15 protein-coding genes, 1 pseudogene and 1 riboswitch are annotated in these 15,070 nt (G+C 44.9%); of the genes and pseudogenes, 10 read left to right on the top strand and 6 right to left on the bottom strand.

What is annotated here, in order from left to right; translation table 11 throughout:
• Window positions 1–93: 93 nt before the first annotated feature.
• From LCF57_RS15340 to LCF57_RS15330, 3 genes are all read right to left on the bottom strand, one after another.
• Window positions 94–1,605, bottom strand: a complete 1,512-nt coding sequence (locus LCF57_RS15340; RefSeq protein WP_226001472.1) for a stalk domain-containing protein — start codon at window positions 1,603–1,605, stop codon at window positions 94–96.
• Between the two features lie 212 nt (window positions 1,606–1,817).
• The gene (locus LCF57_RS15335; protein WP_226001471.1) at window positions 1,818–2,453 is read right to left on the bottom strand and encodes a cyclodeaminase/cyclohydrolase family protein; all 636 of its coding nucleotides are present in this window, start codon (window positions 2,451–2,453) and stop codon (window positions 1,818–1,820) included.
• The gene (locus LCF57_RS15330; RefSeq protein ID WP_025720698.1) at window positions 2,450–3,316 is read right to left on the bottom strand and encodes a bifunctional 5,10-methylenetetrahydrofolate dehydrogenase/5,10-methenyltetrahydrofolate cyclohydrolase; all 867 of its coding nucleotides are present in this window, start codon (window positions 3,314–3,316) and stop codon (window positions 2,450–2,452) included. Before LCF57_RS15330 ends, LCF57_RS15335 begins: the two co-directional genes overlap by 4 nt.
• Window positions 3,317–3,434: 118 nt before the next feature.
• Window positions 3,435–3,520: riboswitch (ZMP/ZTP riboswitch) on the bottom strand.
• A 219-nt stretch (window positions 3,521–3,739) separates the two neighbouring features.
• Here LCF57_RS15330 and LCF57_RS15325 point away from each other — a divergent pair.
• The 7 genes from LCF57_RS15325 to aroD all read left to right on the top strand — a co-directional run bounded on the left by LCF57_RS15325 (window position 3,740) and on the right by aroD (window position 10,274).
• Complete coding sequence (locus LCF57_RS15325; protein WP_226001470.1) at window positions 3,740–4,795, top strand: fatty acid desaturase; 1,056 nt, start codon at window positions 3,740–3,742, stop codon at window positions 4,793–4,795.
• A gap of 67 nt (window positions 4,796–4,862) precedes the next feature.
• Window positions 4,863–5,996 carry a sensor histidine kinase gene (locus LCF57_RS15320; protein ID WP_226001469.1) on the top strand — a complete coding sequence of 378 codons (1,134 nt, stop codon included), beginning with the start codon at window positions 4,863–4,865 and terminating at the stop codon, window positions 5,994–5,996.
• Entirely contained in the window at window positions 5,993–6,592 is a 600-nt protein-coding gene (locus LCF57_RS15315) for a response regulator transcription factor (protein ID WP_226001468.1), read from the top strand. The genes LCF57_RS15320 and LCF57_RS15315 overlap by 4 nt, the downstream gene beginning before the upstream one ends.
• A 171-nt stretch (window positions 6,593–6,763) precedes the next feature.
• Window positions 6,764–7,387, top strand: a complete 624-nt coding sequence (locus LCF57_RS15310; RefSeq protein ID WP_226001467.1) for a deoxynucleoside kinase — start codon at window positions 6,764–6,766, stop codon at window positions 7,385–7,387.
• Window positions 7,384–8,025: a deoxynucleoside kinase gene (locus LCF57_RS15305; protein ID WP_226001466.1), complete on the top strand. Its 642-nt coding sequence runs from the start codon at window positions 7,384–7,386 to the stop codon at window positions 8,023–8,025. Before LCF57_RS15310 ends, LCF57_RS15305 begins: the two co-directional genes overlap by 4 nt.
• A 204-nt stretch (window positions 8,026–8,229) precedes the next feature.
• Complete coding sequence (locus LCF57_RS15300; RefSeq protein ID WP_264083648.1) at window positions 8,230–9,231, top strand: Gfo/Idh/MocA family protein; 1,002 nt, start codon at window positions 8,230–8,232, stop codon at window positions 9,229–9,231.
• A 278-nt stretch (window positions 9,232–9,509) separates the two neighbouring features.
• Window positions 9,510–10,274, top strand: a complete 765-nt coding sequence (gene aroD / locus LCF57_RS15295; RefSeq protein ID WP_226001464.1) for a type I 3-dehydroquinate dehydratase — start codon at window positions 9,510–9,512, stop codon at window positions 10,272–10,274.
• Window positions 10,275–10,382: 108 nt separating this feature from the next.
• Here aroD and LCF57_RS15290 read toward each other — a convergent pair whose 3' ends face one another.
• Window positions 10,383–10,955: a shikimate kinase gene (locus LCF57_RS15290; RefSeq protein ID WP_226001463.1), complete on the bottom strand. Its 573-nt coding sequence runs from the start codon at window positions 10,953–10,955 to the stop codon at window positions 10,383–10,385.
• Window positions 10,956–11,508: 553 nt separating this feature from the next.
• On the opposite strand from LCF57_RS15290, the gene LCF57_RS15285 reads away from it, so the two are divergent.
• The 3 genes from LCF57_RS15285 (at window position 11,509) to LCF57_RS15275 (ending at window position 14,379) form a co-directional block, all read left to right on the top strand.
• Entirely contained in the window at window positions 11,509–12,201 is a 693-nt protein-coding gene (locus tag LCF57_RS15285) for a pectate lyase (protein ID WP_226001462.1), read from the top strand.
• Window positions 12,202–12,406: 205 nt separating this feature from the next.
• Window positions 12,407–13,384, top strand: a complete 978-nt coding sequence (locus LCF57_RS15280; protein ID WP_226001461.1) for a phosphotransferase — start codon at window positions 12,407–12,409, stop codon at window positions 13,382–13,384.
• Window positions 13,381–14,379 (top strand): glycosyltransferase, encoded by a 999-nt coding sequence (locus LCF57_RS15275; RefSeq protein ID WP_226001460.1) that lies wholly within the window; start codon window positions 13,381–13,383, stop codon window positions 14,377–14,379. The genes LCF57_RS15280 and LCF57_RS15275 overlap by 4 nt, the downstream gene beginning before the upstream one ends.
• Window positions 14,380–14,671: 292 nt before the next feature.
• Here LCF57_RS15275 and LCF57_RS15270 read toward each other — a convergent pair whose 3' ends face one another.
• Complete coding sequence (locus LCF57_RS15270) at window positions 14,672–14,824, bottom strand: hypothetical protein (RefSeq protein WP_226001597.1); 153 nt, start codon at window positions 14,822–14,824, stop codon at window positions 14,672–14,674.
• A gap of 22 nt (window positions 14,825–14,846) precedes the next feature.
• Window positions 14,847–14,996: pseudogene (locus tag LCF57_RS28215) on the bottom strand (DUF1036 domain-containing protein); the annotation flags it as partial.
• Window positions 14,997–15,070: the final 74 nt, after the last annotated feature.

Below are 15,070 nucleotides of genomic sequence, written 5' to 3'. Positions count from 1 at the left end.
AACCAGCCCAAACATAATATAGGTTTCGACTGGTTCGTTTTATGGAGATCTGCTGGATCTGATTTGGTTAGTATATTCTCCTGGTTAATCTTCTTATTTCGTCGTGGTGACGGTCGTGATGGTGATAGTACCTTCCTTTTGTATCCAATCTACCTTGGCCCCTAACGTCTCGCTGATTAAGCGCAGAGGAAGATAGGCAATACCGTTCACAGTGAAAGGAGGGTTGGTAAGATCCACAGGTTTACCGTTCACTGTTGTTTGGCTGGTTTTGAGATTCAATTGTAGAGAGACAGGATTAGCTCCAGCCTTGGACTGAATAATCTTCGCTACTTTATTGTTGGTGTCAAAGGTGACTTCAGCCCCCAGCTTGTCAAAAACAGAACGGAGGGGAATGAACGCCTGCCCGTTCCGAGTAATTACACCATTACTCAGGGGGACAGGTGTACCGTTGAGACGGACGAGAATCGGCTTTTGTACAGGAACTGGCGTACTATAAAGAAATTCATAATCCCCTATGCCGAGCTGCGCATGCTTGTTAACCCCCCACCCCCACAGGGTGCCGTCCGTTTTTTGCATGATTACATGTCTTGGACCTGCTTTGATGCTTTGAATATTTTGGGCCAGTAATGTAAAGTGGGCATTCGGCAATAATTTTTCCCCGTCCAAGGACGCTGCATAAACACTCCCCTCTGTGGTCAGTGCAAGGATGGAACGCTCAACGATGAAGGCGTCTTTAACATTCTTTACACCAGTCAACAGTACAGGAGTATTTTCGTTATGATAGGTTGTAGCATCCGAGGAGCCTGTGACTGTAGCACCCCAGAACCACAGCCGGCCTTGCCGATCCATCGCAAGATTGGTAAGACCATTGGATTTGATTGTTTGGATTCCTGTTAAGGATTGAATCTGTGATGCAGTTGAAGTGTCGGATAAGGAAGCGTTTGTATCAAATTCCTTGGGCCATGTCCATACGGTACCGTCTTTTTTTAAGGCTATGTTTTTCGCGATTGCCGTAATATCCTTCAAGGAGGAAATAGGTTTAAAACCCTGCAAGCCTTTTGTGTTTTTCCACACACTGCCGTCTTTTTTTAAGAAAATCCAGCCTTCCTCATATTCCGGTCTTTCTTCATAATAGCTGTCTATATTTGCAACCCCGTCGACGCCAGATAGAGGTTGAAAAGGACCCAAGATGTCGTCATTGTTGAGTCGATCAGCGAAATATATGCTGCCTTCGGTGCTCAGAGCAAGCACATGATTTAAACCACTTACAGCTTCGAGGTTCTGTAGTCCTTCCAGAGGAATGAATTTTACGGCTTCAGAAATATTGTTTCTTGGTACATACCAAGCGGAATGATCTTGTAAGGTAAATACCAGGTCGCCTTCGTTGAAGATATTAGAAAATGTTTTTACAACGTTCGGCTTATCTTCTACGCGAGTAGGAACAGATTGATTATAGCCCCACAACCACAAGCTTCCATCGGATTGAATCAGACTCCCGGAATTATAGGAACGAATACCGGGCGTAGACTCCTTTTCGGCCGCCCATGCATTAGAGCTGAATAACAATAACGCGATCATACTGAGTAATAGGGTCCGTCTTTTCATACGCTTTTCCTCATTTCTTCATCAGTTATATAAGAGAAAAATCAATATCTTGGGAAATATACCCTTATCAATAGACGTTGAATATTTAGAAAAGTTTTTCACAAATTAATGATTCCAATAAAATAGCCTCAAAACCCACGATTATAAACGGGTTTTGAGGCTATTTTTTGAGCATGGGAGCAGGAATAACTTGGGACGGTTCTTCCAATGGATTAGCCCGTTATTCGGCTGCGCACGATCATTAGGGTTTGTTCTTTGATTTGTGCAATTTCACGCATGAGTGCAGCTGTTTTGGCTTCATAGGATTGTTTGACATCCAAGTCCTTTAGTGAGGCAAGGTTAATGTCAACGGTAAGCAGGGCGGATTGAGCAGCAGCTTCAAACAGGATTGCCCCAATGCCAAGATCAGAAATGACATTTTTATTAGACGCCTCCACAATACGGTAGGCATGAGACAATCCATCCCGGCTTACTTCCAGCAAGCGCAATGGTACCTCAATGGCAGCGATCACTGCGGTCTGTAGAGAATGGGTACGATAACGCTTCTCTTCGTCTGTTTCTTTGGGTAGCTTTAGCGCCGCCATGTACTGTTCAAAGGATCGAATGTCTGCGACCATCAGTTCCTCACAGCGTGCAGTCAGGTTTTCCATGCTACGAATCACTTCAGTGATTTGTTCGTGGATGTGTGCGAATTTTTCTCCTTGTGAAAGGTTGGCGGTCATGGAGGTCATAGCGGCCCCCAGTGCCGCAGCCAATGCGGATATACTTCCTCCGCCGGGTGTAGGAGCTGCGCTTCCAGCCTCTTTCAGAAAATGTCCAATGGAATCCTTCCACGACAGTTCACTCATGAATAAACCACCTCTCGGGAGTATTGTTGCAGATCAATCGCTTTGAGCAGATTTTTATACAAGATTGCCGTCGTTAATGTACCGACACCGCCGGGCACGGGAGAAATCGCATGGACCTTTTCCCCAACGTCTAAAGCGGCATCCCCCACTATTTTCCCCTCCAGCGTCTCATTAATTCCCGCATCTACCAAAATAAGACCGGGATGCACCATATCCTGTGTAATGACATCAGGGCATCCGACTGCGACGAAGGCAATGTCTGCATGACTCAAATGCTCTGCAATATCGCGTGTGCCCGCATGACAGGCGGTGACGGTGGCATTTTCTCTTTGCAGCATGTGAAAAAGAGGGAGTCCTACGGTCTGGCCGATGCCGACAAGGGTGACATTTTTGCCTGCCAGGGTGTGACCGTAATGCTTGAGCAGCTCAATACAGGCTTGAGGTGTAGCGGGATACAGTCCAGCTTCACCTGTAACGGTAGCCAGCTTATTGCCCGGGGTAATTCCATCAATATCCTTGTACGGGGCGATGGACTGTTTAATGACGGATGCGGATAGATGCCGGGGAAGAGGCAATTCCAGCATAATGCCGTGTACATGAGAAGCCTCGTTCAGGCTGTCGATCAGGTGAAGGAGCTCGGCTTCTCTAACATGGCGGTCAAAGGTATGGAGATGAAAAGAGATGCCCAGCTTCTCCGCTATTTTTTGCTTGGTCCGGGCGTAGTAGGCTGAGGCTGGATCACCTTCTACCAATAGGGTTGCCAGATGGGGACGATGTCCTTGCTGTTTGAGCTGTTCCACTTGGGAACGAATCGTCGCATACACTTGTTCGGCTGCTTCTTTAGATTTCATAATAATAGCCATAGTCCGGGCCTCCTCTGAATTTATCGCGCTAATGATGGAATCAACAGGGTGTCATGGTCTTGTAAAAACGAAAAAAAGTATTTGCACAAGGTCGTCAAGACAGACGAATCCTCTGCAAATACTTCTCCCAGGCGAACGGCACGCTTTTGTTTGTATGCTCCCTCGTGGTTTATTCCACTGACTTCGCCAGTCACATACAGCGTTATTTACTTTTTATTTTAACAAATATTCTCCCGGAAATAAACCCGTGAACCATTGGCAAATGGCTGCACTGATTTAACAATATGACAAATGTCATACTCCCGAACTGACGTTTATGACTACAGCGGTCAGAGGCTACTCCTTATACTGAGGTTAGATCTACATGCACGTCTGACGAGATCAAGGTACAGGCGTCATTTTAAAGGAGGATCAACATTAAGTATGGCACAACTTCCATTAGCTCAATTGAAAAAAAATATGGCTCCTTACGAAAAAATAAACACCAAATCCAGCGTTCTGCAGCTCATTAACACCTTGGGCCCGCTGATCCTGCTATGGTATGCGGCTTATCTCAGTCTGTCGGTATCCTATTGGCTGACGCTTCCGATTACCATTATTGCTTCAGGGTTTGTGGTAAGGACATTTATCATTTTTCATGATTGTGGTCATCAATCCTTCTTCAGAAGCCGCAAGCTGAATGACATTGTGGGAACGATTACAGGTGTTATTACGCTCTGTCCGTATCACCAATGGAAAAATAGTCACGCGGTCCACCATGCAACCAGCAGTAATCTCGACAAAAGAGGTACAGGTGATATGTGGGTACTTACGGTAGAAGAGTACGCTCAGGCTTCCACATGGACACGGCTGGCTTATCGCATCTACCGGAATCCTTGGGTTATGTTCGGATTAGGTCCGATTTATACTTTTTTACTTTCCTATCGGTTTAACGTCAAAACAGCGAAGCGCAAGGAAAAAATAAACACTTATATTACAAATATATCTATCGTCGCATTGTACGCATTGTTGTGTTGGGTTATCGGTTGGCAGTCGTTTCTTCTGATACAGGTGCCTATCTTTTTTGTATCAGGCATGCTGGGAATCTGGCTATTTTATGTGCAGCATCAGTTTGAGGATTCATATTTTGAGCATGATGAAGAGTGGAGCTATATCAATGCAGCCGTAGAGGGCAGCTCTTACTACAAGCTTCCTAAAGTATTGCAATGGATTACGGGGAATATCGGTTTTCATCACGTCCATCACTTGAGTCCCAAAGTGCCGAATTATAATTTGGAGAAGGCACATGAAGCGACACCATTGTTGCAAAAAGCAACCACCATCACTATGAGCAGCAGTCTGCAATCTTTAAAATTCCGGCTTTGGGATGAAAGCACAAAAACCTTTTTGACCTTTAAACAAGTGAGGCCGCTGCTGGGCAAACGTGTTACCGTTACCAAATCCATTCCTGCACCTGTTGTGAGCACAGAAAGAAAATGAATTGTACACATTTCGATATGATAAGATAAGGTATAAAAGCAAGGTGAAGGAGAGAAGGGTGGGCAGGATGCAAAAATGGTATCAGATTTTCCAAAAAAATACGGGACTTAGCCCTTATGTGTGGGTTGTCTTTTATATCCTGCCCTTTTACTACTTCAACACCTCCTCGACAAGTCATATTATTCTGGGCACGGCGATTATTTTAGTGTTTTTTGCTTGTTATGTTCTGGCTTTTGTCTCGAAAGGCTGGCTGATATACTTCTGGACCAGTGTACAGATTGTCATATCGATTACCATGACGCTGCTGTTCAGCTACATGTATTTTTCCATATTTATCGCTTATCTGATCGGTAATATTAAAAGTAAAGCCGCATTCACGACACTGTATATTCTTCTAATGGTTATTACCATTGGACTGATCAATTATGGTTTTGTTTCTGAAAATCCTGTTTTTATTAAGCAGATTCCTTTTATTTTGCTCAATCTGATTGGTGTGATTCTTCTTCCGATCACGAATTTTAATCGTAACAAAAGTGATCGGCTTCAGGTACAATTAGAGGATGCCAATAAGAAAATATCAGAACTGATTAAGCTGGAGGAGCGCCAGAGAATTGCACGTGATCTGCACGATACCTTGGGCCAGAAGCTGTCACTCATCGGACTGAAAAGCGATTTGGCGGGCAAACTGATGAATCAGCACCCAGAGCGGGCTCGTGTTGAAATTAACGATGTTCGGCTTACGGCGAGAAGCGCGTTAAAGGAAGTGCGGGAAATGGTGACTCAAATGCGTGGTATGCGATTAGAGGATGAGTTACTGCGTATTCGACAGATTTTAAAGGCTGCTCATATTGAATTGACCCTGGAGGGCGACCCGAAGCTGAAGCATACGTCATTAATGAACGAAAATGTGCTTAGTATGTGCATGAAGGAGGCGGTAACCAATGTGGTTAAGCACAGTGGAGCCACCGCTTGTTCTATCACCATTGAGCCGTCTCGGAAGGAATTGACCCTTCGGATTGAGGATAATGGGATTGGAGTTATGGGAGAACATGCAGTCTTTCGGGGACATGGGCTGCAAGGAATAAAGGAAAGGCTCGAATTTGTGAATGGATGTATGGAGCTGCATTCAGATCAGGGAACGACCCTGATCATTAAAGTGCCGAATATCACGGAAAAGCCGAACGAGGAGGTGGGGCCATGATACGAATTGTCATTGCGGAAGACCAGCGTATGCTGCTGGGTGCTCTTGCTTCGCTGCTGGACTTGGAAGAGGATATGAAAGTAGTTGGAAAAGCGAGTAATGGGGAAGAGGCTGTAGAGCTGGTCAAGCTGCATCAGCCGGATATATGCATCATGGACATCGAAATGCCGATAAAGAGTGGATTGGATGCGGCTGAAGAACTCAAGGGATTGAACTGCAAAGTGATGATTTTGACCACATTTGCTCGTCCCGGGTATTTTGAACGGGCCATCAAGGCAGGTACGCACGGCTATTTGCTCAAGGATAGTCCCAGTGAAGAACTGGCATCCTCCATTCGCAGCATTTTAGCAGGCCGTCGCATTTATGCCCCGGAACTGATCGATGATGCTTATGCCGAAGTCAATCCGCTGACTGAGCGTGAGAAATCCGTTCTAGCGCTCATTGCTGACGGGAAGAACACGAAGGAGATTGCTGGTGAATTGTATTTAACGACAGGGACGGTACGTAATTACATCTCAGTCATTCTCGATAAGCTGGGTGTCAGCAACCGGATTGAGGCGATTACACGTTTTAATGAAAAAGGCTGGTTTAAATGAGTGACCAGCAGAAATATCTAAGCAGAAACAGAGACGGCTATGAAGCAAGATATGGCAGCTCTGTTTTTTTGTTTTATCCATAGATTTGATATGCCGTTAGCACACTTCCTTGTGATACAATAGGATAGTTGTCCACAGGATGGACTGAAGTACAAGGAGGAACGGAACCGCATGAAACATGCCCCTTTTATAGCTGTTGAAGGGCCCATCGGAGCAGGTAAAACGACGTTGGCTTCGATGCTTTCAACCGAGCTGCATATACCGCTTATTAAAGAAATTGTCGAGGAAAATCCGTTTCTCGATAAATTTTATCAAAATATAGATGAATGGAGCTTTCAACTGGAAATGTTCTTTCTCTGCAACCGGTATAAGCAACTGGAGGACACTGGTCTGCAATATCTGGAGAAAGCTCAGCCTGTTATTTCTGACTATCATATCTACAAGAATCTGATTTTTGCTGAACGTACGCTTAAAGGTATAAAGCGAGACAAATACCGTCAAATCTATCATCTACTGACAGATGACATGCCTAAGCCGGACATCATCATCTATATTAGAGCCGACTTGGATACTTTGCTGGGCAGAATTCGTAAGCGGGCGCGCTCCTTTGAACAGGAGATGGCCCCCGCCTATCTGGAGCAATTAATTACGGATTATGATAAAGGCATTCAGTTTCTTGCTGAACAGTCCCCTTCGCCCCGTATATTGACCATAGATGGAAATGAGATTGATTTTGTAGAAAACCAGGCACAGTTCGAACAAATTGTTTCCGATGTAAAGGAGCTTATCCAATGAATAATTACAACATTCCCGCTAATGCCCTGATTACGGTAGCGGGCACGGTAGGTGTGGGGAAATCCACGCTAACGGCTGCTTTGGCTGAACGCCTGGGTTTTAAAACCTCTTTGGAGCAGGTCGATCATAATCCGTATCTGGAAAAATTTTATCATGATTTCGAAAGATGGAGCTTCCATCTGCAAATTTATTTTCTCGCTGAGCGCTTCAAAGAACAAAAAAATATTTTCTTATCCGGTGGGGGCTTTGTGCAGGATCGTTCCATTTATGAGGACACGGGCATTTTTGCGAAAATGCATGCCGATCAGGGAACGATGAACCCGACGGACTATGAAACATACACTAGCCTGTTTGAGGCGATGGTGATGACACCGTTTTTCCCGCACCCGGATGTGCTGATCTACCTGGAAGGCAGCCTGCCCTCCATACTGAGTCGGATTGAGGAACGCGGTCGCGAGATGGAGATCCAGACCGAGAGAGCCTACTGGGAGCAAATGCACCGCAGATATTCCAATTGGATCAGCGAGTTCGATGCTTGTCCTGTCCTGTGTCTGAACATTGATGAGTATGATGTACATGACCCGGCTTCTATGGATGCCATTTTGACAGAAGTAGGCAAGGTCATTTCCAAAAAATAAAGGTATAAAACCAGCAAAAAGCATACAAAGACTGTAGTACAATCAGAAATAAATTAATCTGATGACTACAGTCTTTTTTTGTCGAATAAAAGTTGTTGAAGAACAAGATAACCCTACGATATAGTGGACAAGCCTAGGCTAGAATGCGAGAATAGATACATATATTTAAATGAGAATGACTCACGGGAAGGATGGGATATTGTGATGCGTTTTGGTATTGTTGGAACCAACTGGATAACAGAGAGGTTTATTCAAGCCGGGGGAGAGACGGACGAATTTTCCCTGACCGCAGTATACTCACGATCAGAGGATAAAGGCAAAGCCTTTGCTGCCAAATATAACAGCCAACCAGAGGTTTTTACAGACCTGGCCCAAATGGCTGCAAGCGATCAGGTGGATGCCGTATATATTGCCAGTCCCAATTCCTTGCATGCGGAGCAGGCGATTTTGTGTATGAATCATGGCAAGCATGTACTATGTGAGAAGCCGTTTGCTTCGAATGCAACGGAGGTGCGGAGCATGATCGAAGCCGCACGTAACAACAATGTTCTGTTGATGGAGGCTGTTAAATCCACGCTTATGCCCAACTTTAAAATCATAAAGGAGCATATGTATAAAATAGGCCGGGTTCGGCGTTATTTTGCAAGCTACTGTCAATACTCCTCACGTTTTGATGCTTTTAAGCAAGGTAAGGTGTTGAATGCCTTCAATCCGGCTTTTTCCAATGGTTCCTTGATGGATTTGGGTGTGTATTGCTTATATCCCATGGTGGCATTATTCGGCAAACCGGAAGAGGTTCGTGCAGTCGGTGTACTCTTGTCCTCTGGCGTCGATGGTGAGGGCAGTATTGTGATGCGATATCCTGATATGGATGCGGTCGTCATGCATTCCAAAATTTCCGATTCCTATCTGTCTGCTGAAATTCAAGGTGAGAATGGAACGATGGTGATCGACAAAATCAGTCAGCCCTATGAGGTGAAAATCCATTATCGGGACGGCACCATTGAGGATTTGACGAAAGCTCAGACACGTGAGCCGATGTATTATGAAATTCAGGAGTTTATTGATCTGATCAAAATTGGAGAGCGCAACAGTTCCATTAACTCCTTGGAGTGTTCACTTGCAGTCGCTGAAGTGATGGAGGATGCAAGACAACAAATCGGCCTTCGTTATGAAGCGGATTTGAAAAATACGTCTACACATTAGTTTATTGAATTTTTGCATTCTAAGGATATCCTGCGGCCTCGTTGGCTGTGAGGATATCCTTTTCACTTTTTTTACAGGGATGTCCGCCGATGTGCTTGTAATACTTACGCCCTGTTCGGAGATTGGTAAAACGTTCGCAAATTGTCCCCTAAAATCGCGCTTGATTCGGAGTAAGCCAACAAACCGAGCCTAAGCATCTGCATACTTATTGAGAATGCGTTATACTATGAAATATTGTAAAAGTGGGCTTAAAACTATGGTTGGGGAGTGAGATAGATATGGCAAAAATCGTAAAGGTGAAAGATGTGCTGATCGGTGAAGGAGCACCTAAAATCTGTGTTCCAATGGTGGGAGAAACGTTGGAGCAATTGAAGGAAGAGGCTGCTTATTTGCGCACACTCGATCTGGATATCGTAGAGTGGAGAGTTGATTTTTTTGAGCATGTGGAGGACTTGGAGCGAGTTAAGGCTGCCTTGAATGAAATTCGGTCTATGTTAGGAAATATTCCACTCGTCTTTACGTTTCGCAGTGCTCGGGAAGGCGGGGAAAAGGAGATCAGTGCGGCGAGTTATGTGGAGTTGAACCGCACGGTGGCCGAGACGGGACAAGTAGATATCATCGACGTCGAGCTTTTCAATGAGGAAGCCGATGTGAAGACACTGGTGGAAGCTGCGCATCAGCATAAAGTGTTTGTGATTATATCCAACCATGATTTCCAGAAGACGCCGCCGAAGGAGGAAATCGTATCCCGGTTGCGAAAGGCGCAGGAATTGGGTGGCGATCTGCCTAAAATAGCGGTCATGCCTGCCAATACGGCCGATGTGCTGACCTTGCTGGATGCAACGCGTACGATGGCGGAGGAGCATGCAGATCGGCCTATCATTACGATGTCGATGGCGGGAAAAGGTGTCGTGAGCCGTCTGACCGGAGAACTGTTTGGTTCGGCTCTGACCTTTGGGGCGGCAAAGAAAGCTTCTGCGCCGGGGCAGATTCCTGTCACCGAATTGAGAGAGATTTTGACGGTACTACATCATCACTCTTAAAAGATGCATGGCATTACAGTCTATAAGCTGTCATCCACAGTAAACAAAAAAGGAAGGCCCTCATGCAATGCATGGTTGGGTCTTCCTTTTTTTTTGTAGTTCTTAATTCTAATTCAATCCCCGAGTAGGCTCATACAGCTCCCAACCCAAATTTAGAGTTTGGATAATATAGTCAGCGACTTCTTCCGCATCCAGTTGATCTGTATCGATCTTGGAGTGATTCGCCGCATAAATATTCTGTCTGGAACGGAAAAGATCTTCAATTTCGGCCAACGTCTTGTTTTGCAGATTTGGACGGGTGTCAATCAGCATCTTAAGTCGATCTTTCCAGGAATTCCAATTTAAATCCAGGAAGAAAACAATAGATGAAGCCAAACAAGCCTGCTTCACTTCTTCCTGTAAAAACGCCCCCCCGCCAACGGAAATGATTTTCAGACGGGTATTGCGGCACAACTTCAGAATATGCTCTTTTTCAATTTCGCGAAACCGTTGTTCCCCGTATGTTTTGAAAATCTCTGTCGTTGGCATGTTGTACTCTTGTTCAATTTCCTGGTCAATATCCACGAAATCCCGGTACAGCTTGCGCGAAAGATGGGAGCCAATCGTTGTTTTGCCTACGCCCATAAAGCCAATAAGCACAATATTTTGTTCTCTTAATGGAATCTCTCTATTGTTTTGCACCATAACCACTCTTTTCTCACCAGTAATGTTGAGATGTAACGCTTCAAAGCACTAAATACATTATACGTTCATCAAACGTCGCATTCAATAGCATAGATCACATCAGAAGCGAGGCACAAGCTCATAATGTAATGCTCACCCTATGGAATGATCTAGAACCATAGAGGATGAACTGATCATGATTCTTTCGATGCGTAATTTGGCGATAAATAGATTTAAACAAGTATAAAAAAGGCAATATTGTGTACTTTGTTGAAAAAAAGGAGATAATTTGCTGAATTATATATTGAAATTACTGGAAATGTGACTATAATGTAATTATACAATTTGTAAATGAAATCGCTGTATTTACAAATTGTGTTTTCTAATAAATACACAGTTTATTACTTTGAACCAAATACCAAGTATACATATGCAACTAATTAGATAATGATCACAGACGTGTATCTCGGTTCATGGGTTCATTGTACATGGGGGGTGAAAAGCTCTACATGTTTTGCTCAACTCAGATACAGTGGCAGAAATAAAAAATGGACGAGAGGGATGAATTGAAATGAGTACAAAAACAGCCAAAGTATTGAAAAAGGGAATAAGTATCGCTTTATCAGGTATGTTGGTCGCTTTATTTGTCGGCAATTATTCTGCTCATGCAGCTCCAGAAGTCGTTAGTAAAACCATTCTTGTTAAAGCCGGGGAAGTATACGATGGTAAGGGGAAAACGGTAGTTGCTGATCCCAAAACCTTGGGTGACGGAAGCCAGAAAGAGGATCAAAAGCCTATTTTCAAGCTTGAAAATAATGCAACGCTGAAAAATGTGATCATTGCTGCACCTGCTGCGGATGGTGTGCATGTCTATGGCAACGGGACTATTTCCAACGTAACGTGGGAGGATGTAGGTGAAGATGCCTTGACGCTTAAAGAACCAGGCACGGTAAACATTACGGGCGGCGGAGCGTACCACGCATATGACAAAGTGTTCCAAATCAATGCGGAAGGCACGATTAACATTAAAAACTTTAGAGCCGATGATATTGGAAAGCTGGTTCGTCAACTGGGAGGCTCTAAATTCAGAGTAAATATGACCGTGGATAACTCGGATATTTCCAACGTAAAGGATTCGATCCTGAGATCGGACGGTCCTAATAGCAAAGCTAAAATTACGAATACTCGGTATCACAATGTGCCACAATTGTTCAAAGGCTTTGCTTCCGGTAATACGAGCGAGTCCGGGAATACTAAATATTAATTGGAGTGTAGTACAGGATAGGAGTACGGATATGAAAAGGGGCTGTCCAACAGGTCGGGTGGATCTGATTGGATAGCCCTTTTTGGGTACGTCAATTTACCTGAAGGAGATCTGGACTTCGTTTGGAACGAGGACTGTGATATGATCGTGCTATTACATTTTATACAAAAAAAGTTGGGTAGCCATGAATTGTTTTCATCCATATGTGAATGTTGACGGTACTTTGAATGATACGCTGGCGCGGAATCGTGAAATTTTATATACAGGTACGAATGGTCGACATGTAGAACGTTTTTACGTATCGCCTTCTGAAAGTTATGTGTTCAAACCGCTAACCAATGATGAGCAGGAAGGCCGGGAGAAGTGGGTATATGAGCATGTGCTTGCTTCGTTGCCACCCATCTATCCCCAACTGCTGGCCTGGTCTGATGCAGGCACGGATGTCAGAGGAGAATGGATGATTTTTGAGGACCTTGGTTCGCTGCACCATCTACATGAAGAAAAAACGATGTTGCGAGCTGTTGAACTTGTCGCGTGGTGGCATGCTTTGCCGACAGATCGTTTTACTGGCATTCCGCTGCGCGGTCCAAAACCACTCATTGAGGAGATGGCTTCTGAGCTGTGCGAGCGCAAGCCTGAGGTACTGAAGCTTTGCAGTTCATTGGGATTCTCCAAGCAACAGGTGCAGCGTATTTATGGACAGCTGGAGTACCAGTCTTTTTCACAGCAGCTTGTACTGTCGCATGGTGATCTTCATCCAGGGAACTATGCGCTAAGCGGGGAACGGCTTATGGTGCTGGATTGGGAGCATGCTCATCTGAACATACCGCTGTGGGATGTATACCATCTGATCGACATGTCCCATCCGTTGTTCCCACGTCGCATGACGTCCGATTTGCGTATCCGCATGCTGGACACGTATCTGGAGCAGTTGGAGCTGCTGGGGATAAGAGTGGATCGAGCGACATTTTTACTGGAATATGGCATGTTTGCTGTGATATTTTCGCTGTGGATGCTGCTGCTAATTCAAAGTGATTTACAGAGACTTGGAACGGGCCAGCATAGAAACGGCGACAAATGGTCAAAAGAGCAATTAGAGGCTCAACGGGGAGAAACGTTAGCCTGCTTGAACGAATGTGCAGCGATGATGGAATGGGGACAAAGAAAGTGGGGAGCTAGATGAAAAAAGTCGGTTTGGTCATGAGAAAAATACAATTTGCTGAAGCGCAGGGTCCTCGCATTTTTGCAGAACGTCTGAAGCAGATTGGGCTGGAATTGGGAGTGGATATTGTATTTGTATCCCCGGAGCGCCATGTGAGCAGCCATGACTGGCTGCCGGGTTATGAGCACGAAAAGGGGGATCTGGTCAATTATGATATCGTACTGGACCAACTCCATGAGCAACAGATTGAGCACGTGATTTATACGGTATCCGGCTTTACATATTTGAACATGTTTTTTAAAAAGAGTGTGCTTTTTCCACACAGTTTTCCTGATCCGGCACTTACAGGCTATGAGATGATGAAGCCTTTTTATCAGATCGTGGACAAGGCTATTGTGCAGACTGCTTTTCTCAAGCAAGAGATGGCATCCAAGTTTGGCGTAACGGATGTGACAGTCATCCCAATTGGCTTTAATGAGCGGCTGGTGGAAAAGCACTTCGATCCTGCGCAGGTTGTGGAGAACCGGGTGATGTGGATCGGTAGAGATGAGGAGAATCGGCGTCCTGATCTGGTGCTGGAGTATGCGCGGCATAATCCCGACAAGGATGTCTACATGGTGTTTGGCGGTGAACGCTACAAGGAAAGCATGAAGAAATATGACATCCCGGACAATGTAAAGCTTCAATTTGCATTGACGCAGGATGAGGTGTTTGCACTGATGAACACGGCGAAGGTGTATTGGAGCTGCTCTAAATTCGATACATTCGCGATGCCGCTGACCGAAGCACTGGCGATGGGGAAAATCGTCGTCAAGCCGGAGCATCCTTGCTATGGACATATCAGCTCTACACATTCTTTTTCAGGGAATGAGAAAAACTGGTTCGAGCTGGTCAATATGGCTGCGGCTTCACCTCGCCAGGTATCTATGGAGAATCAGGCATACGCCATGGAACAGTTTTCAAGTAAGGTGATGAAGCAGGGGTATCGAGACTTCTTTGACCGTTGGTTAAGCTGAACGGCGAGGCAAAATACTGTGGTTTCAACACGCGTCTGAGCGTCCGGAATTAAAACACAAATAACCCGCAAGGTGGTCACTTTTTTTCAAAATGTCCATTTTGCGGGTTACAATTCACTGACTTATGATTTGGACTTTACTGGAATCGGGGTTCCTTTTTTAAATTGAACCGGTCTTCTCGGAATTCTGCGAATGCCGGATTCCCCGGATTTGGAAGGTAACGCCGTACGAGTTGTCTTTGATGTCGGTTGACTTTTTCTTGTACTGGTGACGAACTCGAGAGTGAAATTAACTACAGATTCATCAATGGGGAGTCTACGCAGCCCCACTCGTCTGGATGATCCGCTGCTATAGCTCCAACACCAGTGAAAATCACGGCTAGTACTTCTCGGAAGCCGTGTGTAGTACGTACCTGGCCACGTATTTCCGGAGTGATCTTCAGCATAATAATAGAATGTGGTTCCCCCTACGGACCCGCTCCATACTTCCCTCGTATCACCAGGCGCTATCCGATACCAGCCGATTTTAGAATAACTGATGGGGTGACAGTCGGAACTAGGATAAGCATAGGCAGCATAGATAGTGTTACTCGTGTTGTTAGTAAAATAAAGGCTCATCATACACACTTCTTTCCTCATAAATTGGTATTGCACTGTCATACTATGAGGAATTTAGAAGAAGGAACTGGACA

This window comes from Paenibacillus sp. BJ-4 (assembly GCF_020404765.1).
GTDB lineage: Bacteria > Bacillota > Bacilli > Paenibacillales > Paenibacillaceae > Paenibacillus.
This window is presented reverse-complemented; position numbering and strand designations above follow the sequence as displayed.

What these genes read in the sequence shown, in the direction of transcription:
- LCF57_RS15335 (WP_226001471.1), bottom strand. Translation starts at nt 2,453, where the DNA reads ATGAGTGAACTGTCGTGGAAGGATTCCATTGGACATTTTCTGAAAGAG.
- LCF57_RS15300 (WP_264083648.1), top strand. Translation starts at nt 8,230, where the DNA reads ATGCGTTTTGGTATTGTTGGAACCAACTGGATAACAGAGAGGTTTATT.
- LCF57_RS15285 (WP_226001462.1), top strand. Translation starts at nt 11,509, where the DNA reads ATGAGTACAAAAACAGCCAAAGTATTGAAAAAGGGAATAAGTATCGCT.
- LCF57_RS15330 (WP_025720698.1), bottom strand. Translation starts at nt 3,316, where the DNA reads ATGGCTATTATTATGAAATCTAAAGAAGCAGCCGAACAAGTGTATGCG.
- LCF57_RS15320 (WP_226001469.1), top strand. Translation starts at nt 4,863, where the DNA reads ATGCAAAAATGGTATCAGATTTTCCAAAAAAATACGGGACTTAGCCCT.
- LCF57_RS15310 (WP_226001467.1), top strand. Translation starts at nt 6,764, where the DNA reads ATGAAACATGCCCCTTTTATAGCTGTTGAAGGGCCCATCGGAGCAGGT.
- LCF57_RS15305 (WP_226001466.1), top strand. Translation starts at nt 7,384, where the DNA reads ATGAATAATTACAACATTCCCGCTAATGCCCTGATTACGGTAGCGGGC.
- LCF57_RS15340 (WP_226001472.1), bottom strand. Translation starts at nt 1,605, where the DNA reads ATGAAAAGACGGACCCTATTACTCAGTATGATCGCGTTATTGTTATTC.
- aroD (WP_226001464.1), top strand. Translation starts at nt 9,510, where the DNA reads ATGGCAAAAATCGTAAAGGTGAAAGATGTGCTGATCGGTGAAGGAGCA.
- LCF57_RS15270 (WP_226001597.1), bottom strand. Translation starts at nt 14,824, where the DNA reads ATGCTGAAGATCACTCCGGAAATACGTGGCCAGGTACGTACTACACAC.
- LCF57_RS15325 (WP_226001470.1), top strand. Translation starts at nt 3,740, where the DNA reads ATGGCACAACTTCCATTAGCTCAATTGAAAAAAAATATGGCTCCTTAC.
- LCF57_RS15275 (WP_226001460.1), top strand. Translation starts at nt 13,381, where the DNA reads ATGAAAAAAGTCGGTTTGGTCATGAGAAAAATACAATTTGCTGAAGCG.
- LCF57_RS15315 (WP_226001468.1), top strand. Translation starts at nt 5,993, where the DNA reads ATGATACGAATTGTCATTGCGGAAGACCAGCGTATGCTGCTGGGTGCT.